At 72.3% G+C, this 19,606-nt stretch carries 17 protein-coding genes; 7 read left to right on the forward strand and 10 right to left on the reverse strand.

Features of this window, described 5'->3' with window-relative positions:
- Nucleotides 1-4: 4 nt before the first annotated feature.
- The 3 genes from AB0I15_RS41235 to AB0I15_RS41245 form a co-directional block, all read right to left on the reverse strand.
- Entirely contained in the window at nt 5-787 is a 783-nt protein-coding gene (locus AB0I15_RS41235) for a DUF4239 domain-containing protein (protein ID WP_358108633.1), read from the reverse strand.
- Nucleotides 788-952: 165 nt separating this feature from the next.
- Nucleotides 953-1,495 (reverse strand): hypothetical protein, encoded by a 543-nt coding sequence (locus tag AB0I15_RS41240; RefSeq protein WP_358108636.1) that lies wholly within the window; start codon nt 1,493-1,495, stop codon nt 953-955.
- Nucleotides 1,496-1,834: 339 nt separating this feature from the next.
- A complete protein-coding gene (locus AB0I15_RS41245; RefSeq protein WP_358108638.1) occupies nt 1,835-2,488 on the reverse strand; it encodes a flavodoxin in 654 nt (217 codons plus the stop codon).
- Between the two features lie 112 nt (nt 2,489-2,600).
- Between AB0I15_RS41245 and AB0I15_RS41250 the strand changes: the two genes are divergently transcribed.
- Nucleotides 2,601-3,503, forward strand: a complete 903-nt coding sequence (locus tag AB0I15_RS41250) for a helix-turn-helix transcriptional regulator (RefSeq protein ID WP_358108641.1) — start codon at nt 2,601-2,603, stop codon at nt 3,501-3,503.
- A gap of 4 nt (nt 3,504-3,507) precedes the next feature.
- Here the strand turns inward: AB0I15_RS41250 and AB0I15_RS41255 are convergent, their stop codons facing one another.
- From AB0I15_RS41255 to AB0I15_RS41265, 3 genes are read right to left on the reverse strand one after another with little or no spacing between them, the layout of a single operon-like run.
- The gene (locus tag AB0I15_RS41255) at nt 3,508-4,602 is read right to left on the reverse strand and encodes a hypothetical protein (RefSeq protein ID WP_358108644.1); all 1,095 of its coding nucleotides are present in this window, start codon (nt 4,600-4,602) and stop codon (nt 3,508-3,510) included.
- Nucleotides 4,603-4,630: 28 nt separating this feature from the next.
- Nucleotides 4,631-6,451, reverse strand: coding sequence for an ABC transporter ATP-binding protein (locus AB0I15_RS41260; RefSeq protein ID WP_358108647.1), 1,821 nt, complete (start codon nt 6,449-6,451; stop codon nt 4,631-4,633).
- Complete coding sequence (locus AB0I15_RS41265) at nt 6,448-6,993, reverse strand: hypothetical protein (protein WP_358108650.1); 546 nt, start codon at nt 6,991-6,993, stop codon at nt 6,448-6,450. The genes AB0I15_RS41260 and AB0I15_RS41265 overlap by 4 nt, the downstream gene beginning before the upstream one ends.
- Nucleotides 6,994-7,223: 230 nt before the next feature.
- Here AB0I15_RS41265 and AB0I15_RS41270 point away from each other — a divergent pair, with 230 nt between their 5' ends.
- The 3 genes from AB0I15_RS41270 to AB0I15_RS41280 all read left to right on the forward strand — a co-directional run bounded on the left by AB0I15_RS41270 (nt 7,224) and on the right by AB0I15_RS41280 (nt 8,524).
- Nucleotides 7,224-7,430, forward strand: coding sequence for a hypothetical protein (locus tag AB0I15_RS41270; protein ID WP_358108653.1), 207 nt, complete (start codon nt 7,224-7,226; stop codon nt 7,428-7,430).
- A gap of 1 nt (nt 7,431) precedes the next feature.
- Nucleotides 7,432-7,992 (forward strand): MauE/DoxX family redox-associated membrane protein, encoded by a 561-nt coding sequence (locus tag AB0I15_RS41275; protein WP_358108656.1) that lies wholly within the window; start codon nt 7,432-7,434, stop codon nt 7,990-7,992.
- A gap of 94 nt (nt 7,993-8,086) precedes the next feature.
- A complete protein-coding gene (locus AB0I15_RS41280) occupies nt 8,087-8,524 on the forward strand; it encodes a S26 family signal peptidase (RefSeq protein ID WP_358108658.1) in 438 nt (145 codons plus the stop codon).
- Between the two features lie 8 nt (nt 8,525-8,532).
- Here the strand turns inward: AB0I15_RS41280 and AB0I15_RS41285 are convergent, their stop codons facing one another.
- Genes AB0I15_RS41285 through AB0I15_RS41295 form a run of 3 tightly spaced genes read right to left on the reverse strand, consistent with a single transcriptional unit; the run spans nt 8,533 to nt 10,601 of the window.
- Nucleotides 8,533-9,663: an MAB_1171c family putative transporter gene (locus tag AB0I15_RS41285; protein WP_358108661.1), complete on the reverse strand. Its 1,131-nt coding sequence runs from the start codon at nt 9,661-9,663 to the stop codon at nt 8,533-8,535.
- 18 nt (nt 9,664-9,681) lie between these two features.
- Nucleotides 9,682-10,173 carry a hypothetical protein gene (locus AB0I15_RS41290; protein ID WP_358108664.1) on the reverse strand — a complete coding sequence of 164 codons (492 nt, stop codon included), beginning with the start codon at nt 10,171-10,173 and terminating at the stop codon, nt 9,682-9,684.
- Between the two features lie 11 nt (nt 10,174-10,184).
- Nucleotides 10,185-10,601, reverse strand: coding sequence for a helix-turn-helix domain-containing protein (locus AB0I15_RS41295; protein WP_358108667.1), 417 nt, complete (start codon nt 10,599-10,601; stop codon nt 10,185-10,187).
- Between the two features lie 250 nt (nt 10,602-10,851).
- On the opposite strand from AB0I15_RS41295, the gene AB0I15_RS41300 reads away from it, so the two are divergent.
- The 3 genes from AB0I15_RS41300 (at nt 10,852) to AB0I15_RS41310 (ending at nt 16,818) form a co-directional block, all read left to right on the forward strand.
- Nucleotides 10,852-12,381 carry a BTAD domain-containing putative transcriptional regulator gene (locus AB0I15_RS41300; RefSeq protein WP_358108671.1) on the forward strand — a complete coding sequence of 510 codons (1,530 nt, stop codon included), beginning with the start codon at nt 10,852-10,854 and terminating at the stop codon, nt 12,379-12,381.
- 92 nt (nt 12,382-12,473) lie between these two features.
- The gene (locus AB0I15_RS41305; protein WP_358108674.1) at nt 12,474-16,076 is read left to right on the forward strand and encodes a BTAD domain-containing putative transcriptional regulator; all 3,603 of its coding nucleotides are present in this window, start codon (nt 12,474-12,476) and stop codon (nt 16,074-16,076) included.
- A gap of 418 nt (nt 16,077-16,494) precedes the next feature.
- Nucleotides 16,495-16,818 (forward strand): STAS domain-containing protein, encoded by a 324-nt coding sequence (locus AB0I15_RS41310; RefSeq protein WP_358108678.1) that lies wholly within the window; start codon nt 16,495-16,497, stop codon nt 16,816-16,818.
- 131 nt (nt 16,819-16,949) lie between these two features.
- Here the strand turns inward: AB0I15_RS41310 and AB0I15_RS41315 are convergent.
- On the reverse strand, nt 16,950-19,606 hold a 2,657-nt coding region (locus AB0I15_RS41315), incomplete at its 5' end, for a CARDB domain-containing protein (protein ID WP_358108681.1).

Consider the following 19,606-nt stretch of genomic DNA (forward strand, 5'->3'; position numbering starts at 1 on the left):
GGGGCTAACCGGCGCCGAGGGAGCGGATGCTCGCGAAGCGGTCGAGGGCCTGTTCGAAGGCCTCGGGCGAGATCGTCACGCCGCCGCTGAACGGGAAGTCGAGCTGGTAGACCAGGAACAGCACCATGCCCACGAGCCCTCCGACCACGGCCGCCATGGTGACGTGCACCTTGCGGACCGGGCCGCCGCACACGACCGCCGGCAGCACGGCGATGAGCCCGCAGCCGGCCAGGGCGATCCACAGCAGCGGCGGCACTCCGGTGTCGGCCATCTGCGCTCGGGCCCTGCGGGCGTCGAGCACGGCCTGAATGCGGTTCATGGCCTGCCCGTAGCGGGTGGAGGCGGCGCCGGTGCTCGGCTCGATGGTCTGGAAGAAGGCGCGCAACTGCTCGACCGAGCGCCAGGCCGCCGGTGACAGGGTTCGCTGCTCGGCCATGAGCGGCCATTCCTCGCGGATCACCGTGGTGGCGTACTCGTCGGCCAGGCGTCGCAGCGTCTCACGCTGCGGCTCGGGCAGGCTGCGGGAGTACCAGTAGACGTCGACCAGGTTGCTGGCCTCGGTGGAGGTGGTCTGGGTGGCCGAGTTGACCTGGTTCCAGGCGGCCACGACCACGAGGCCGACGCTGATCGCGAACAGCGTGCCGACGATGCCGGTCACCAGGCCGCTGCCCTCGCGGAAGTCCTGCCGGACCTGCTCGGAGATGGCCCGGCCGGCGAGGTGGGCGGCCAGGCCCACGACGGCGGCCGCGGCCAGCGCCACGGCGACGCCCACCAAGGCTACGAACATGAGGTCTCTCTTTCTGTGACGGATGACATACAAAGAGTAGTGACACCTGGGCGGGGCGTCACCACGTGCTCCGCGACATCCGCCGGTGGGCCCGGCATGCGAAAGGCCCGCACCAGGCGGGCCTTTCGTCTTCGGGCGGCGTCGCTCAGGACGCCTCAGGACGCCCTAGGACATCGTCTCCAGTTCGGCGCGCGTCAGCTTGATGGAGTTCTCCGGCAGCGGCGCGGGGTTGCTCGCGGCGTCCAGCGGATACTTGGCCTGGACCGGGTTGAGCAGCGCGGCCGGCGAGTCGGGATAGGCCTCCAGGAACAGGACGTATCCCCTGTCCTGGTTCAGCGGGGTGGTGTGCTCCTCCTGGTAGGTCACCCCGTCGAAGACACCCCCGAGTTCCTTGACCTCGACCGACTGCCCCACCTGGGCCTGGCCCTTGAAGACCTTCAGGATCTGGGCGGTGTAGACGGTGATGACCACCGGCGGGGCCTCGGGCTGGGCGGCCACTGCGGCGGGGGCGCCCGCCTGGGGGTTGAGCGCGGGATCCGTCTCGGCCGGATCCGGTGCCTGCGCCACTTCCTGGAGATAGCGCGGCTCGCCGATGATGCGGGCCTCGACCACCAGGTTCGTCCGGTCGAAGAGCGCGTCGGCGGTTTCGTACTGGGGATAGTCGGCCCGGTAGAGAACGGGCTCCTCATGGGCCGAGCACCCGGTCACGAAGACCACGGTGAGAAGAAGACCACGGTGAGAATGAGAGCGCCAAGTCGCCGTAGCACAGGACGGCCTCCTTTAGCCGAGGGCCGCCAGGAATCCCCGTCGAGCGTTACTTATCAGCACTCCCGAATGCATGTGGAGAGGTCACTCCTTGCGCCATGAGGGGGGGTGTCGTGAATGACTCACGGAAAGGGCCGGAAAAACGCGACGACGCGCGAAGTCGGGTGTTCGAGAGAGGCCTGGAAGGCTATTTGAGGCGCTTCGAGAGGAGTATGGAACGCCTGATGATCACGTGTCAAGAGAAAGGCGCGGCAGGCCAGAAGGACCGAAAGCGGGCAGATCCTAGGCGAGGCGGCCGATGCGGCGCAGCCATGCGTCCACCTCCGGCCGGGCGGCGGCGGCCTCCTCGCCGCGCACGGCGAGGCCGTGCCCGATGGTCGCGCCCGGGCATGAGGCGGCGTAGTCGCGCTCGGTGGTCCCCAGCCCGCTCATGGCGTGGGTCGTGATGGGGATGACGGTCTTGCCGCGGAAGTCGAGGCTCTCGGTGAAGGTCGTCATGATCATGGGTGCCCGGACGTTCCAGATGGGGCCGGCCAGCAGCACCGTGCCGTAGTGGTCGAGCGAGGGCAGCCGGCCGGCGATCGCCGGGCGCGCGCCGGCGTCCTGTTCGCGAACGTTGCGCTCGACGGTCTCGGAGTAGTCGCCGGGGTAGGGGTCGGCCGGCCGGACACGGTAGACGTCGCAGCCGAGGCGGCCGGCGATCAGCCGGGCCAGGACCTCGGTGTTGCCCACCTTGAGGTGGCGGCGGCCTCCGTAGTGGTAGTTCTCACCGGCACGGGAGAAGTAGACCAGCAGGACGGACCCCGCGGGCCGATCCACGGGCCCGGGGGCGGTCGCGCGGGGCGGGGCGGTGGCGCAGCCGCTCAGCGGGGCACCGGCCGTCATGGCCGCGCCCGCCAGGAACACGCCACGGAGGAACGAGCGCCGCTTCGTCATGGGATCCAGCCTCGCCCCGGTACGGACGCGGTGCCAGGGAGGCCTGTTCGGGGTAGTGACACGGCCCCCCACCTGGCCGCCGCGCAGGTCAGCGCGGTGTGACACTGGAGACATGGCCAACCAGCAGAGCACCGGCGGCAGCGACACGGAGCTGGGCCGGTTCCTGCGCGCCCGCCGTACCCAGACCGGGCCCGAGCAGGTGGGGCTGTCCGTCGGTCCCGGCCTGCGCCGGACGCCGGGGCTGCGCCGGGAAGAGCTGGCCACGCTCTCCGGGATCAGCATCGACTACTACGTGCGTCTCGAACGCGGCAAGGAGACCCGTCCGAGCCCCTCGGTGATCGACGCCCTCGCCCGCGCCCTCCAGCTCGACGACCAGGAGCACCAGCACCTGCGCGAGCTGGCCGCCCGCGCCGCCCGGTACGCTCCCGAGCCCCCGCCGCCGCCCACCCGCGCCGTACGCCCCCACCTGAGGCTGCTGCTGGAGACGATGCGCCCCAGCCCGGCCTACGTCATCAGCCGCAGCATGGACCTGCTCGCCTGGAACCCCGGCGGGCTCGCCCTGTACGCGGGCCTGGACGACTGGCCGGTCAAGCAGCGCAACCTGGCCCGCTACCTGTTCCTGCACCCCGCCTCCCGCGAGCTGTTCCCCGACTGGGACAACCAGGTCCGCGGCTGTGCGGCCCGCCTGCGCGCCCAGGCCGGCACCGCGCCGGACGCCCCCGACCTGGCCGGCCTCGTCGGCGAGCTGCTGCTGAAGAGCCCCGACTTCGCCAGGCTCTGGGAGCGCTACGACGTGACCGGCCGCAGGCGCACCCACAAGACCTTCCACCACCCGGCCGTGGGGACCATCGACCTCATGGCCCAGTCGATGGACCTGGAGGGCACCCCCGGCCAGCGGCTCGCCGTCTACGTCGCCGAGCCGGGCACGCCCGACCATGACGCGATGCTGCTGCTCGACCTGACCGCGCCCCGGTCCACCGTGGTCGAGGAGGGCCAGGGCCGGGGGCGGCCCTGAGGGCTCATCTCCCCCGGCCCAGGAACTCCAGCGCGGCGTCGCGGTACGGCTCGGCCTTGTGCGGCGCGAGGACGCCGACGGCGTAGTTGACGTACGGCGCCTCCCGGTATCCGGGGACGCGGGGGGCGGAGCCGTACGGGACGCCGAAGTCGCCGAGCGGGTTGTCGGCCCACACGACGTTGGTGTGCACCGGGTGAGCGTCCTCGTCGAAGAAGACCGGTTCGAGGGGTTCGAAGCCGGCCTGGAGGCAGGGGCGGGCGTTGAGCGAGTTGGCCTCGCCGATGACCAGCGTGTCCGGTCCGTGGCGATCGACGATCAGCGCGTTGGCCAGGAGCATCAGGACGGAGGCCACGCTCAGGTCGATGATGTCCTTGAGCTGGGCGCGGTCGATGATGGTGTAGGTGGGTTCGAGCCCCCACGGCCAGGCGGCCATCACGAACACGCACATCAGCCGCCCGTCGGGGCCGTTCATGCCGAAGACGTAGTTGCCGCCGGTCGAGTAGCCGTGGCCGTGGGCCATGCGGTGGGCGGTCTCCGGCTCCACGTAGAAGAAGTGGGTCACCAGCCGGACGAACATCTCGGTGTCGACGGCCCCGGACCCCCAGTCGCCGAACGGGTCGTTGCACACCAGGCTCAGGCCGTGGTCCCGGGCCCGGGACAACATCGGCAGGGCCCGCTCGTGGAAGACGGGGCCGAGTTCGCGCTGCCGGGCCCGTACGTCCTGGATCTCCCGGAAGACCGCGTCGCGGACGGGGCGGGGAGGCAGGCGGTCCTGGAGGTTGCGGGCGGTCCACAGGCAGGTGAGGCGCCGGCCGCCGGCGACGGAGGGGGCCTGGCTGACCTCGATCGCCGTGTCGCGGGCGAGCGTCGCGGCCACGTCGCGCGGTGAGACCGGGCCGCCGGTGACGAGGCCGCGGACCGACCATCTGCTGCCGCCGGCGCCGCACGCGTACGTCTCCAGGGCCCGGCAGATCCGGAGGTACTCGTCGAGGCCGACGGGTTCCGTCAGGTAGGCGCGGGCCCGTCCCATCCGGTCGACGGCGTGGTGCAGGACGTGCGGGGCGCGCAAGGGCGAATCGGTCTCGGGCGGTGTGGGCAAGGGGGTCTCCTTCCGTCGCCGGCCGGTGTCACGGCACCGGCGTGTAGCCGGACGCCTGGAGGGTGAACAGGCGGTCGTAGGCGCCGCCGGCCGCGATCAGGTCCGCGTGCCGTCCGCATTCGGCGATCACGCCGCCGGACAGCACCGCGATGAGGTCCGCGTCGCGTACGGCGCCGAGCCGGTGGGAAATGAGCAGGCTCGTCCGCCCGGCCCGGATCTTCCGCAGCCGCGCGTGCACGTCGTGCTCGGCCTCGGCGTCCAGCCCGGCGCTCGGCTCGTCGAGGATCATCAGGTCGCGGTCGGCCCGCAGGAAGGCCCGGGCCAGCGCGATCCGCTGCCACTGGCCGCCGGACGGCACGACGCCGGTGCTGTGGTCGTCGCGGTCGGCCAGGCCCAGGTAGATCCTGGTCAGCGGCGTGTCGTAGCCGAGGGGCAGGCTCCGTAGCGTGTCGTGGACACCGGCCTGACGGCCGGCGGCCTCGACGCGGTGCGTGTCGCCACGCGCGGTGAGGTCGCCGACGGCGATGTTGTCGGCTGCGCTGAAGTCGTAGGTCATGAAGTCCTGGAACACCGCGCCGATCCTGGCCCTGAGCCGGTCGGGCGGCACGTCGCGCAGGTCGGTCCCGTCCCACGAGATCGTTCCGCGTACGGGGTCGTAGAACCGGCACAGCAGCTTGACCAGGGTGCTCTTGCCCGATCCGTTGAGCCCGACGAGGGCCACGGACCTGCCGTGCGGGATGGTCAGGTTCACACCGCGCAGGATCCACGGGTGCTCGTCGCTGTAGCGGAACCACACGTCGCGCAGCTCGATGCCGCGGCGCAGCCGGGTCAGGGTCCGCGGGGCGGCGGGCGCGGGCAGGTCCGGCCCGGCGTGGACCACGGCCAGGTAGTGACCGAACGTCAGGAGCCCGTAGTGCGTGTCGGCGGTGGCGGCCACCGCGCCCGCGAGGGCCCCCTGTACGCCGCCGAGCGCCCCGATGAGCAGGGCCACGTCCCCGGCCGTGCCCCGGCCGCCCGCCACCATGGCGATCACCCACATCAGGCCGAACCCGGAGACCAGGGCCGCCAGCAGCACCAGGGCGCCCTGCATGGTGAGCTCGCGCCGGTCCATGGCGCGCTGGGCGGTGTGGGACAACGCCAGCTCGGCGCGCATCCGTCCGCGCAGGAATCCGCCGAGCCCGAGCAGGCGGATCTCCTTGGCGGCGTGCCCGCTGCCCAGCAGCTCTCCGTAGAACATCTCGCGCCGCTGGGCCGGGGTGATGTCCCGCATCATCCGCGCCCGCCGCCGCGCCAGGCGCAGCTCCACGAGGAGCATGGGCAGGCCGGACACCAGGACGACGACCGTGACGAGCGGGCTGATCACGGTCACCGAGCCGAGCATGCCGAGGCCCGTCAGGACGTTGCGGCCCAGGCCCAGCCCGGACTCCACGATCTGTACGGGCGAGCCGGCGCTCTGCTGGGCGAGCCGCAGCCGGTCCAGGAAGGGCGGGTCCTCGAACCGCGTCAGCCCGGTGAGGCGTTCGAGCGCGGCGAAGAGCCGGTCCTGGGCCCGCAGCGCCGTCCGGCGGCCGGCCTCGGCCATGAGGTACCGGCCGGCCTGCGGAAGGGCCGCGCCCAGCAGCCCGGCCCCGGCCAGTCCCGCGGCCGGCGGCCACAGGAGGTCCCAGGACGCCCGCGACGCCAGCCCGTCCACGGTCAGCTTGGTCAGCCACACGGTCACGATCGGGACCGCGACGCCGGCGGCCGTCAGCAGGAGATGACCCAGCAGGTGCCAGGGCGCCGAGCGCCAGGCCAGGGACAGCACATGGGCGAGGGCGGTACGGCGAGCGGGGGGTGTGCCCTCGCTCATGCCCTGACCGGCGCCGGAAGACGGGCCAGGTCGTTGTCCATGGCGCGCACCGTACCGCCCTCGACCACGCCGAACGTGGGGAACGCCCGTACCGCGAAGGCCGCGACGACGGGGTCGGCCTGCGTACCGGTGACCACGCGCGCCACGGAGGCCAGGGCGGCGATCGTCTCGGCCATGGGGCCGGGCTCTCCCGAGACGACGGCGAGCACCCGGTCCCGGCCGCCGGGCACGGCGCCGGCGTGGCTCACGAACTCGGGGAGCTTCTCCTCGCACGCCGTGCACCCTTGGGCGAAGAAGGCCACGAGCGTCCGCTCGGCGAACGTCTCGGCGGAGACCGTCTCCCCGTCGACCGTCGCCGCGGTGACCTCGCCGACCTCGAATCCCGGGGAGGGGATGAGGTCACTCGTCCAGGAGCCGCCCTGGCCCAGGCTCTCCAACTGGGCGGTGTGCGCGCGGAGGCGGCGGATGACGCCGAACGTCAGCACCAGGTCCAGCAGGCACAGCACCCCGACGAGGATCACTGCCACCGAGATGAACACCATGGGCGCCTCTTCCCTTCGTTCGCCTGCCCGTATCGCCGTGAGCAGAGCAGCGGTCGCGTACGACACGACGATGGCGTCCGGCGCTTTCCGCGGCCTGTCATGAACCTGTCGCCGATGCCGGCCAGGACGGTTCACGACCTCCGGATGCGCGGCGACAGGCAGGTGACAGCTTCGGGAAAGGCGAGGCCGCGACAATACGCGCAGCGATTCCCCTTACTGTGGAGGTGACCGTGAAAGCACTGCTGGAACAGTGGAGCGATCGGCTGCTCGAGACCTTCGTGCCGAACACCACGGCGTCCGCGATCGACCGGTGCAACTGCCAATGCATTCCCTGCTGCATCTGGATCAACGGCCACAACTACCGGGGCAAGCTCTGTTACGACTGCATCAGCGGGCATCTGTGCGGGTGCGCGACCTACTGGACGGACTGCCCGTAACGTGATCGCCGACTATCTGGCCGTCGCCTGCCGGTGCCTCATCGCCGTGGTCTTCGGCGTCTCCCTGATCGGCAAGCTGCGGGGCCGGGCGGCGTTCGCGGAGTTCGGGCGGGCGACGCGGCGGATGCTGTCGGCGGTGCCGCCGTGGCGGGCGGTGAGTCACGCCACGGCGGCGCGCGTCGCCTATGTGGTCGCCGGCGCCGAGGCTTTCGTGGCGGTGTCGCTGGTCGTGCCGTCGACGGTCGTGCCGGAGGCCGCCGGGGCGGGGCTGGTCGTGGCGGCCGGGCTGTTGATCGCCTTCTCGGCGGGCATCGCGATGGTGCTCCGCGCCGGAGTGCGGACCCCGTGCCGGTGTTTCGGCTCCTCCTCCGCGCCGGTCGGCAGGCCGCATCTCGTCCGGAACGCGGTGCTGCTGGGGGCGGCGATCACCGGTCTGCTCGCCGGGCCGGGGAACGCCGGGCCGCTTCATGCCGCCGGAGTGGCGATCGCCGCGACGGTGGCCGTGGTGATCGCGGTTCTCGTCATCCGGCTCGACGACCTCGTCGAGGTCTTCGCCGGGTGAGCCAAGTGAGCCGGACTTGCCAGACTTGTCAGGTTTTCCAGGTTTTTCGGGAGCGAGGGCCGGACGGGCCTGTGACAGGGAAGGGACTCCGCCCGTGGTCGTCGTGATCGTCGTGCTCGCCCTGTCCGGGGGCGTTTGCCTGCTGTGGGCGCGCGGGCGGCACCTGCTCGTGACGGTGGCGGGGCCGAGCATGGAGCCGGCGTACGCGCCCGGCGACCAGGTGCTGGTGCGGCGGGTCCCGATCGCCCGCGTACGGCCGGGCCAGGTGGTGCTGATCAGGCGGGACCCCGTCCACGGCCTGCCGGAGGACCCGGACCTCGTCATCAAGCGGGCCGTGGCGGTGCCCGGCGATCCGGTGCCGCGGGTCGGCTTCCCCCTGCTGGCGGGGACGGCGGTCCCGCCCGCGAAGCTGGTGGTCGTGGGCGACAACCTCCCGCTCTCCTATGACTCGCGGCACCACGGATACGTCCCGGCGGGGCGATTCGTCGGCGTCGTCGTACGGCGGCTGCCCCGCCGCCCGCGTCCGGCGTGAGCGGGCTCTCAGGGACGGTAGGCGTCGGCGACCATGACCAGCCATCTGACCTCGTCGTCCAGGGAACGTTCCGGCTGCCCGGCCGGCTGGGCGGCGTCGCCGGCCGCCGGCCGTCCGTCGCGTTTTTGGAGCGCGTGCGCCAGGGCCGAGGCAGCGGCGGCGGCCGCGCGAGGGTCGGGTTCGCCGTGCGGGACCAGCCCGGCGACGTCGAGGGCGAGCATGCCGTCGTTGATCTCGATGACGCGGCGGTACAGCCGGTATTCGATGTCGAGGATGACCAGGGGTTCCCGCGTTCGCGGCCGGTGCAGGGCGATCTCGGGCATGGCGGCGTGCAGGTCGGCCCACAGGGGACGCAGGCGGCGGTAGGCGCGCAGGCAGCCGAGCCGCCTGTGGAGCGCCTCGGCCGCCGCGCCCAGTTTGGGCAGCGCCAGGCCGGTGGCGCCGAGGATGACGGCGGTCAGCGCCAGCGGCGTGGAGACGGCGTTCTCCCCGCCCGGCGGCGAGAGACCCAGGAGCCGGATCGCGACGTAGAGCGCCTTATAAAGGCAGTAGGCCAGGCCGAACAGCGCGGCGGCGGAGACCAGCCGCACGCTCAGGCGCAGGGCGCGGCTCGCGGTGTGCCGCCGCTGCCGTCCGTAGCGCCAGGTGGAGATCGCGATGTCCACGCAGGCGAGGGCCGTCATCGCGATGAACACCAGCATGTACTCGGGGACGAGGGCGGCCGTCGAATAGCGGTCCGCGAAGAGGATCGGCTCGGAGACGTCGACGGGCGCGAGCACGAACAGGACCGTCATCGCGCCCGCGGCGGCGCAGGCGAGGGCGATGCGCCGCCGGGCCCGTCCGCCGCCCCCGGGGCGCTCGCGGTCGAGGCCCACGAGCATGACGCTGATCGCTCCGGCGGCGCCGAGCGTGGCCAGGTGCTGGATCAGCTTGGCCACGTTGGGGACGTGGGTCAGCCGGTCGATCGCCGCGTAGACGGGCGGGATCCCCACCGTCAGCGCGACGCTCAGGCCGAGGCAGATCACGACCAGGCTGCGCAGGCCCCGGTTCCGTGGCCGCCTGACCAGGTCGGCCGCCTTCACGGCCAGGATGATCCAGCACAGCGCCGCGATCCCGATGTGCAGGAGACGCAGGAGCATGGGCTCACCCGGTCCGGGTCACTCGAGGAGCTCCCGCAGCCGGCGATCGCGCGCGGACCGGTCGTCGTCGGTGTCCGGTGGCGTACTGGTGATCTGCTGGGCGAGCAGGGAGGCCAGCGTCTCCGCTTCCCGCTCCTCGCGTACCGCGTAGGCGGAGCGGCCCAGGATCCGCTGGACGGCGGTGCTGCCGAGGTTCGGCAGCAGCAGGCGGAGGTAGTCGCCTTCGAGGCCGTGCTCGTGCTCGAAGATGAGATGCGAGAACTCGTGCAGGATGATGTGGGACTGGTGCAGCGGCGAGGTGTTGTCGCGGTAGAGGATGAAGTCGGTGGCGGGGGTCGCGATCCAGAGGCCGCAGGGGCCGCCCGGTTCGAGCCCGCGCAGGGGCGTCAGGGTGATCGGCCGCCCCCTGACCTCCTCCAGGTGCGCGCGGAGGCCCGGCATGGTCAGCGGTGACGGCAGACCCAGGCTTCGTAACCGGGCCGAGCAGGCCCTGCGCAGGCTCCTCCCCAACGGCTCACCCTCTATTTCGCGGGAGGCAGGCCCTGCATCTGCCGGATCTGGTCGATGATCGTGAGGATCGCGCTGCGGTTCTGCGGGGTCAGGTCCTTGCTGCGCAGGGCGATCTGCATCACGTCATTGTCCCTCATCGCGACCACGAGTTCGAGCTCTGAGTCGATCTTCGCGGCGACCTCGTCGTCGAAGAAGTAGTTGACGCTGACGCCGAAGAACTCGGCCAGCCCTTTGAGGTGGTTGTAGGTCGGGTTGCTGCGCTTGCCGCTGCGCAGGAGCCCGATGTAGGCGTCCGTGATCGAGCCGCCCGTCGCGCTGATCCCGGCCGCGACCTCGGTGTTCGAATACGGCCCGCGCCCGCCCGGATGGATCGTCGCGAACAGGTGGTTGAGCTTGTCCGCCAGCGTTCGGGACCGTTCTTCGGCCACTCCACACCTCCCAACTGTTGTTTGAGTAGATCGCCTTCTTCTCAAACATGGGTTGACACATACCGCCTACGCAAGTCTATGCTCCCCCTGCTGCCGTCCACAGGCACGCGCCGGCGGGCGTACCACCCGCCCTGACGCGATTGGGGATTCATGCGCGGAACGGCGACGCACGGGGGAAAGCGCGCCTCGCCCTCCGCCGCCCGGCCGGGGACCGACGCGATCACGGGGGATCGACGAGGAGTTCAGCGAGATGGGGGGCATTGACGGCATGACCATCGGGCGTGGCCTACGTTTCGGGGTGCTCGGCCACCTGGAGATCACCAGGGACGCCGCTCCGGTCACCATCGCGTCGCGCAAGCAGCGCATCGCGCTGGCCACCTTGCTGCTGCGGGCCAACCAGCTCGTGACGAAGGACGAGCTGATGGACCGGATCTGGGAGAGCGAGCTCCCGCTGGACGTGCTCGCCTCCCTGCACACGCACATGTCCCGGCTCCGCCGGACTCTCGGGGGCGAGGCCGGGATGATCACCAGGCGCGACTCCGGCTACACGGTGCCGGCCACCGAGGAGACGCTCGACCTCCTGCGCTTCCGCCACCTCACCACGCTGGCCGCCGCGACCCGGGCACGGGGTGACGCCGTGGGCGAGGCCCGGCTGCTGCGCGAGGCGCTGACGCTGTGGCGGGGGCCCGCGCTGGCCGACGTCGGCTCCGAGTCCCTGCAGCGCGACGTGGCGCCGGTCCTGGAGCGGGAGCGCATGCGTACGCAGGAGCGCTGGTTCGAGGTGGAGATCGGCCGGGGCGAGCCCGCCGAGGTCATCACCGACCTCGAGACGGCCGTGCTGGCGCACCCGACGCACGAGCGCTTCTGGGCCCAGTTGGTCCGCGCGCACACCCAGGCGGGACGTCCGGCCGAGGCGCTGGAGACGTACGCGACGGCCCGCCGGGCGCTGTCCACGGAGCTCGGCGTCGATCCCGGACCGGAGCTCCGGCAGGCCCGCCAGCGCATCCCGCGCAAGGACGTGCCCTCCGCGCCGTCGCGGACGGGCGGCGGCGTCCCGACACCCGCCGAGCTGCCCGCCGGCACCGGCGCCTTCACCGGGCGCACGGCCGAGCTGGCGCACCTGCGCACGCACCTGACCTCCGGCCGGCCCCGCCCGTTCGCCGCGATCGTCGGTACCGGCGGCGTCGGCAAGTCCGCGCTGGCCGTCCACGCCGCCCACCAGGTCGCCGGCCACTTCCCCGACGGGCAGCTCTACGTGGACCTCTACGGCGCCACGCCCGGCCTCCGGCCGCTGAGCCCCCTGGAGGTGCTCGGCCGTTTCCTGCGCTCGTGCGGCTTCGCCGCGACGGCCGTCCCCGCCTCGGTCGACGAGGCGGCGGCGCGTTTCCGGTCGGCCACCTACGACAGCCGGATGCTCGTCGTCCTGGACAACGCCTCCGACGCCGCCCAGGTGCGGCCCCTCATCCCCGGCGGGACCGGCTGCGGCGTCATCGTCACGTGCCGCCGCTCGCTCGTCCCCCTGGCCGGCGCCCATCAGAGCCGGCTCGGTGCGCTGCCGGAAGACGAGGCGCGCCTGCTGCTGTCGCGCCTGGTGGGGCCGGAGCGCGTCGACGCCGAGCCGGAGGCCGTACGGGACGTGCTGCTGCTGTGCGGCGGCCTGCCGCTGCGGTTGTCCGTGGTCGCCGCCCGCCTCGCCGCGCGTCCGGCGGAGACCTTCGGCGTGACGCGGGAGCGGCTGGCGATGGAGCAGGGCCGGTTGACCGCGTCCGCGGCCCGCTGACCGCCTTCCGGAACCGGCCTCGGGGCTCCTTGACAAGGTCGTCCCGGCCGGTCGAGAAATAGTCCTTACGTCGTCTACGACAGGAGCCGGGCTTGTCGCACCGCGAGCACCCAGAGACCGAGCAGCGCCCCGTCGTCGGGTTCCGCCTCCTGGGCGCCCTCGACGTGGTGCGGGCGTCCCGGCCCGTCCTCATCCCCGCCGCCAAGCAGCGGATCGCGCTGGCCACGCTGCTCCTGCACGCCGACCAGCACGTGTCCGTCGATCAGCTCATCGCGTACATGTGGCACCGCGACACCCCGAACGACGCGCGGGCCACCGTCTACACCCACATCGCCCGGTTGCGGCAGGCGCTCGACGACGGCGGGGACGGGCGGCGGCTGATCCACACCAGGGAGTTCGGTTACCTCATCCAGGTCGGCGACGCCGGGCTCGACGTCGCCCGGTTCCACCGGCTCGTCCGCCGCGCCGAGCGGACGGCGGAGCCTGACGCCGAGGCCGCCCTGCTGCACGACGCGCTCGCCCTGTGGCGCGGGCCCGCGCTGGCGGACGTGCCGTCGGACGCGCTGCGCCGTGACCACGCCGTCCGCCTGGAGGAAGAGCGGGTGCGGACACTGGAGCGGTGGCTGGAGCTCCGTCTGCGGGGCGGCGGGCATGAGCAGGTGGTCGCCGAACTGCAGGCGGCGACCGCCGCGCACCCCTTGCGGGAACGGCTCTGGGCCCAGCTCATGCTGGCCCTGTACCGGTGCGGCCGCCAGGCCGAGGCCCTGGTCGCGTACCGGTCGGTGGCGGGGCTGCTGCGGGAGGAGCTGGGCATCGATCCGGGCGACGAGCTCCGCGACCTGCACCAGTCCATCCTCGCCGGAGACCCCAGGCTCCTGCTCCCATCCCCGACCTCCCTCGTGCCACCCACAACGACACCCGGTGCACCACCCACGGCGGTGCCCCCCGCGCCACCCGGAGGAGCCTCCGCAGCGCCGCCCATCACGCCGCCCGCGACCGTGCCACGTGCTTCGCCTGGTGGGCCGCCCGTCGTGTCACCCGCAGGAGGACCTGCGAGGGCAGCCGCGGAGGCGGCCATAGCGGCGGCCGGAGAGGCAGTCGCCGTGGCGGGCGGAGGGGCGGCCGTCTTGGGGTCGGTCGCCGAGCAGCAGGTGCCCGCCGATGTGCGGCCGTGGCAACTGCCCTCGGACATCGCCGCGTTCACGGGCCGCGCCGAAGCCCTGATGGCGCTGGACCGCCTGCTGGAACCGGCCCGCGACCAGCCGACCCACTACCGGCCGGTCCACTACCAGGCAGTCCGTGACCAGCAGGACCGTGACCAGCCGGACCGGGACCAGGCAGGCCGTGATCGGACGGGCCTGGCGGGGCCCGGTGGGTCGGCTCGGCCGGTGCGGATCGCTGTCATCACCGGCACGGCGGGTGTGGGCAAGACCGCGCTGGCCGTGCACTGGGGCCACCGGACGCGCCGGCACTTCCCCGACGGTCAGCTCTACGTGAATCTGCGCGGTTTCGGCCCGGACGGCCCGATGGAGCCGGCCACCGCGCTGGAGGTGCTGCTCCAGGGCCTCGACGTGCCCGCCCAGCGCATCCCAGCCGACCTCGACGCCCGCTCGGCGCTGCTGCGCAGCGTGCTGGCCACCCGTCACGTGCTGATGGTGCTGGACAACGCCCGCGACGCGGCGCAGGTGCGCCCGCTGCTGCCCGGCTCGGCCGGCGTCGTGCTGATCACCAGCCGCGACCAGCTCCGCGCCCTGTCCGTGCACGGCGACACCTCCCACGTGACGCTCGGCGTCTTCTCCCCGCAGGAGTCCGCCGAGTTGCTCGCCTCGATCCTCGGTTCCGACCGCGCGCGGGCGGAGCCGGAGGCCACCGCCGAGCTCGGCCGGCTGTGCGCCCACCTCCCGCTGGCGCTGCGGATCGCCGTGGCGAACCTGACGCTCGACCAGTACCAGAGCGTCGCCGACTACGTCGCCGAGCTGCGCGAGGGCAACCGGCTCGCCGCGCTGCGCATCGACGGCGACGAGCGGAGCGCCGTCCGGGGGACGCTGGACCTGTCCTACACGGCCCTGCCCGAGCCGACGCGGGCGAGCTTCCGGCTGCTCGGCCTGGTGCCCGGCGCGGACTTCACCGTCGAGGCCGCCGCCGCCCTGAGCGGCTCCACCGCCGAGGAGGCCCGTCGGCAGCTCACCCGGCTGGCCACCGCCCACCTGATCCACCACTACGCCCCCGGCCGCTACCGCCTCCACGACCTGCTCCGCCTGTACGCCGCCGAACGCGTCCACGCCGAGCAGGGCCCGCCGAGCCTGGAGGCGGCCAGGCACCGGCTCTACGACTGGTACCTGCGCAGCGCCCGCGCCGCCGTCGAATGCCTGCACCCCAACCGGGCCCGCCTGCCGCTCTCCCCCGCCCCCGCCGACGTGACGCCCGCCGTCTTCGACGACCCCACGGCCGCCCTGTCCTGGCTGACCACCGAGCACGGCAACCTCGTCGACGCCGTCCACCAGGCGGTCTCGGCCGGCCCCCGGCCCTCGGTGTGGCTGCTCACCGACGCGCTGCGCAGCCACTTCTGGTCGAGCGGACACATGAGGGACTGGTTGTCGTGCGCGCGGGTGGCGGTGGCCGTGGCGGAGGAGGAGGGCGACGTCTCGGGTCTGGCCGCGGCCGTGCTGGTGCTCGCGGACGCGCACGCGTTCGGCGAACGACTCGACGCGGAGTCCCTGTACGCCCGCGCCCTGTCCCACGCCGACGCGGCCGGGTGGGCCGAGGGCCAGTCGTCCATCCGGGGCAACCTGGCCGGCAACTACCTGCGTCACGGGCGGCTGCCCGAGGCGGCCCGCTGTTTCGAAGAGGGCATGCGGCTGGACCGGCACCTCGGCAGGGAGGCCGGGCTGGGGGTCAAGCACAGCAATCTCGGCGTCGTGTACGCCCAGCTCGGCCGTCTCGGCCCCGCGTACGACCATCTCAGCCGCGCCCTGCGGTTCTCCACGGGCCGCCACGCCAACGCGCGTACCAACCTCGGCATCGTCTGTCACCTGATGGGGCGCTACGACGAGGCGCACCAGCTCCTCACCCAGGTGAGAGCCCATCTCGAACGGGCTCCCGACCACCTGCTGGAGCCCTACTGCGCCGCGGCGCTCGCCGACATCCTGTGCGACCTCGGCCGGTACGACGAGGCGCGCGACCTCGCGAACCGCGCCCTGGCCGGCAGCCGCGACCTCGAGGACCACCTCGCCGAGGCGGGCGCGCTGTTCTCGCTGGGCCTGGTCCTCGACGGGACCGGGCGGCCCGAGCAGGCCATCGAACGCTTTCACGAAGCGGTGGAGCGGGTCGGCGACGCCAATCCGTACACGAAGGTCTCCGGTCTCGTCCGGCTGGCGTACGCGGCCACCGGGCTCGGGCTGGCCGAGGCGGGCACGTACGCCGAGCAGGCGCTCCGGATCTCCCGCGAACGGTCCTTCCGCCTGCAGGAGGGGCTGGCGCTGACCGCGTGCGCCGGCATCGCGGGGATGGCCGGAGATCGCGGCCGTGCGGTGCGGGAGTTCGAGGCGGCGCTGGAGATCCATCGCGAGACCGGTCATCGCCCAGGCGAGGCCCGTACGCTGCGCATGTTCGCCGACGCCCTGGGCGGCACGGCGGCGGCGGAGTCGTACCGGAGGCGGGCCGTGGAGCTGTCCGGCGAGATGGGCGCTCCTTGAGCACGCGGGCCGGAGATGCCCGATTCCAGAGGTCGTGAGGTAAGCTCACGACACCGAGGACTTTTCGAGCGTTGGCATTCAGGTCTGCGTCGCCCGCGGCGAACCACCGCTATCGGCCCTGTTCGGAGGGGCCTGGACAGGTCAAGCGACCAATGAGCCCGGTTCTTTCTCATCGAGGCACACCGTTCAGCCCCCGTGACACGGCCGCCGACCGCTCGTCCCGCCCAGAGAACGAGGCCGCATCGGTCGCCGGTCAGCGGGCACCGTCCTCCGTCGCACCACCGTCGCCCCTGGGGTGACCCACATGCCGCCTGCCGGCCGGATTGAGCGGTTCTGGCACCGCCCGCTCTGGCGGCCGACCGATCTCCCGCCGGCAGGCGTCCCCTTCTCATCCGACCGCTCCGAACAGGAGACTTCCATGCCCGTCATCGACGTGGCCCCGCCCGGCGGGACGACCGCCTCGGCACCTACTCTGCTGCACCTGTCCGGGGACATCGACATCCACACCACGACGCCCCTGCGTCAGCGGCTGCTGAACGCCCTCGCCTCCAGTACCAGCCTGCTCGTCCTCGACCTGTCCCAGGTCACCTTCTGCGGCGCCGGCGGGCTGAGCGTTCTGGTCGACGTACAGAGCCGGGCCCGCCGACAGGGCATCTCGCTGGCCCTGACCGGCGTTCCCCCGCGCGTGATCCGGCTGCTGCACATCACCGGCCTGACCCAGCGCTTCCCGACCGTGGACTGACCACGACGCCGGGCTCGTCCTCGCCCGGCGCGCACGTCCCTTCCAGGCCGGTACCCGCCGAACGGGCGGCGGCTCCGGCGGTACGTCACCCCCGCCCAAGCCGCACGCTCGTCCGCCGGATCGGCGTGGGTCTAGCCGCCGTTGATCACGAAGCCCGAACCCGGTTCCCTGACGATGTCGCCGGTCGCCGAGTTGGTGATGGTGACGCCGGTCAATGTCGCGCTGCCGCGCGCGCCGCCATGGGCCAGGATGCCCGCGCCGTTGTTGGACCTATCGATCCGGACGTTCGTGATGGCGACGTTCGGCATGTTGCCGCCGCCCGACTTGAACTGGATGCCGTCGTAGGTCGAGTCGGAGATGTCGGTGTCGCGGATGGTCACGCCGGTGATGTCCCTGTTCTGGGCGAACAGCGTGATGGCGCCGAACTTCTGCGCCTCACCCCAGAAGACGCCGCCGCAGCGGTACAGCGCGTTGTTGGCGATCAGGGTCTGGCCGGAGAAGGGCAGCGGGTCGTGGTCGGTGGCGAGCATGATGCCGGGGTAGTTCATGGTGTCGTAGATCAGGTTGTTCTCGATCTTGTTGTTGTAGCCGCCGTAGATCGCGATGCCGTTCGCCCGCCACGGAAGCTGGACGGTGTTGTTGACGAACGTGTTGTCGTGGGCGATGTCCACCGACGGGTCCTTGACGAACCGGTTGGCCCAGACGGCCAGGGAGTCGTCGCCGGTGGTGCGGAAGGTGGAGTTGAACACGCGTGAGTTCCGCGTCCCGTTGCTGAAGTTGATGCCGTCGGCGTAGGTGTTGCGGATGCGCATGCCGCTGAACTGCAGCCCGTCGGCCGGCCCCCACAGCTCGGGGATGTTGTCGTAGTCGCGGCCGACCCAGACGCCCACGTTGGCGTGCTCGATCCAGACGTTGGTGATCTTCGTGTTCCTGCCGAAGCGCCCGTTCAGGCCGACTCCGCCCTCGGCGCCGCCGGGTCCGCCGCGGATGCGCCCGGAGCCGAAGATGGCCACGTCGGAGATCTGGACGTTGTCGTCGATGTCGAAGCCGAAGTTGCCTTCGTGCGGGTGGTTGATGCCCTGCGCCAGGTGCGGCTCGGTCAGCGTGTAGAGCTGGGAGTACCACATGCCCGCGCCGCGGATCGTGACGTTGCTGATGCCGACCTGGTTGTACTGGCCGCGGTTCAGCGGGTCGTCGGTGAGGATCTTCTTCTCCTGCCGCCACTGGCCCGGCGGGATCCACACGCAGGTGATGGCACCGTTCTGGTCGTCGGTGACCGCGCGCTGGATGGCGGCGGTGTCGTCGTTGCCGTCGCCGGGGACGGCGCCGTAGTCGGTGATGGAGGTGCATTCGGCCGGCTTGCCCGCCGCGGGCGCCACCTGCTCCAGGTCGATCAGGTCGATGATGTAGAAGGCGGCGGTGTCGCCGGCGTCGCGCTGGAGCCGGAACTTGGTGCCGGCCGGGTACGAGCGAGACAGGAGCGCGTGCGCCTCGTCGAACAGTCTCCTGGCGTCGGCCTGCGGGGTGTTGGTCAGCGCTTCCGGGTCGTCGCTGGTGCCGTACAGCCAGCTATGACGGGACGACAGGGTGAGCTTCTGGGCGAAGGCGCCGTCGATGTACAGGCTGATCGTGGCCTCGATGCCGCCACCGCCGGGCGCGTCCGGGATCGAGTTGCGCACGACGATCGAGTTGGCGGCGTTGGCCGAGGTGAACTCGACGTACTGGCCGGTGCCGGTCAGCCGGACCGACTTGCGGCCCGAGGACTCGGTCGCGAAGTTGGTGTGCCCGAACGTGCGCAACTGGTCGCTCTGCAGCAGGGTGCCCTGGTAGGCGGCGGATTCGGCCTCGTACTCGACGTACGGCACCGAGGCGCCGCGGCCGACGGTGATCTGCTGCGAGAGCGTGTTGTTGCCCTCGTCGGTCTCGTCCACGGCGCCGGTCGCGTCTGCGGTCGCGGTGATGGTGGCGCCGCCGCTGGTGGCGGTCCAGCCGCCGTTGACGGCCACGTCGGCCGTCGCGCCCGCGGCGATCGGGGGCGTCTGGGTGTCGAGCGTGGTGCCGCCGACCGCGACCCGGGTGACGGTGGTGGCGCCGGTCGTGCTGGTGCCGCGGTTCTTCACGGCGACGGTGAAGGTGACCCGCGCTCCGACGGCGGGGTTCGGCGGTGCGGCGGTGACGCCGACGATCTGGAGGTCGGGCCCGGGGGCCTCGGCGACGACCAGGGACGTCGGCGCGGTGAAGGTGTTGTTCGCCTCGTTCTGCTCGGCGACCCTGTTCTCCTCGTCGGCCTTGGCCGAGAGCTGGTACGTCCCGGCCGGTCTGGTCCCGATGCTCGCCGACACGGTGGCGGAGGCTCCGGCGGCCAGCGCGCCCACGGCGGCGGTGCCGGCCTTGGCCGCGCCGGCGTAGAAGGTCAGCGAGGTGGCGGCGGAGGGCGCGGTGCCGGCGTTCCTGACCGTGCCCGTCAGCGTGATCGCGGTCGTCGCGGTCGGCGAGGCGGGCGCCCAGGTGAGGTTCGTGACGGTGAGGTCGGGGTTGGCGGCGGGGGTGCCGAAGATCTGGAATTCGGCGACCTGTCCGCCGGGGGCGCCGGAGTTGGTGGTGATCTGCAGTCGTACGTCGGCGGTCTTGGCGGTGACGGGGATGGTCACCGTGTTGCCGGTGGCGGGGTCGAAGGTGTGGGTGGCGGGTGGGACCAGGTTGGTGAAGCCGGTCGCGCTCTGTTCGCGGCCGAGGACCTGGATCGTCTGGGTGCGTCTGGCCCAGGCGGCGTCGGGGTTGAGTTTGA

This window comes from Nonomuraea sp. NPDC050643, from assembly GCF_040654715.1.
Classification (GTDB): Bacteria; Actinomycetota; Actinomycetes; order Streptosporangiales; family Streptosporangiaceae; genus Nonomuraea.

What these genes read in the sequence shown, in the direction of transcription:
- AB0I15_RS41250 (WP_358108641.1), top strand. Translation starts at nt 2,601, where the DNA reads ATGGCCAACCAGCAGAGCACCGGCGGCAGCGACACGGAGCTGGGCCGG.
- AB0I15_RS41310 (WP_358108678.1), top strand. Translation starts at nt 16,495, where the DNA reads ATGCCCGTCATCGACGTGGCCCCGCCCGGCGGGACGACCGCCTCGGCA.
- AB0I15_RS41285 (WP_358108661.1), bottom strand. Translation starts at nt 9,663, where the DNA reads ATGCTCCTGCGTCTCCTGCACATCGGGATCGCGGCGCTGTGCTGGATC.
- AB0I15_RS41235 (WP_358108633.1), bottom strand. Translation starts at nt 787, where the DNA reads ATGTTCGTAGCCTTGGTGGGCGTCGCCGTGGCGCTGGCCGCGGCCGCC.
- AB0I15_RS41300 (WP_358108671.1), top strand. Translation starts at nt 10,852, where the DNA reads ATGGGGGGCATTGACGGCATGACCATCGGGCGTGGCCTACGTTTCGGG.
- AB0I15_RS41245 (WP_358108638.1), bottom strand. Translation starts at nt 2,488, where the DNA reads ATGACGAAGCGGCGCTCGTTCCTCCGTGGCGTGTTCCTGGCGGGCGCG.
- AB0I15_RS41265 (WP_358108650.1), bottom strand. Translation starts at nt 6,993, where the DNA reads ATGGTGTTCATCTCGGTGGCAGTGATCCTCGTCGGGGTGCTGTGCCTG.
- AB0I15_RS41260 (WP_358108647.1), bottom strand. Translation starts at nt 6,451, where the DNA reads ATGAGCGAGGGCACACCCCCCGCTCGCCGTACCGCCCTCGCCCATGTG.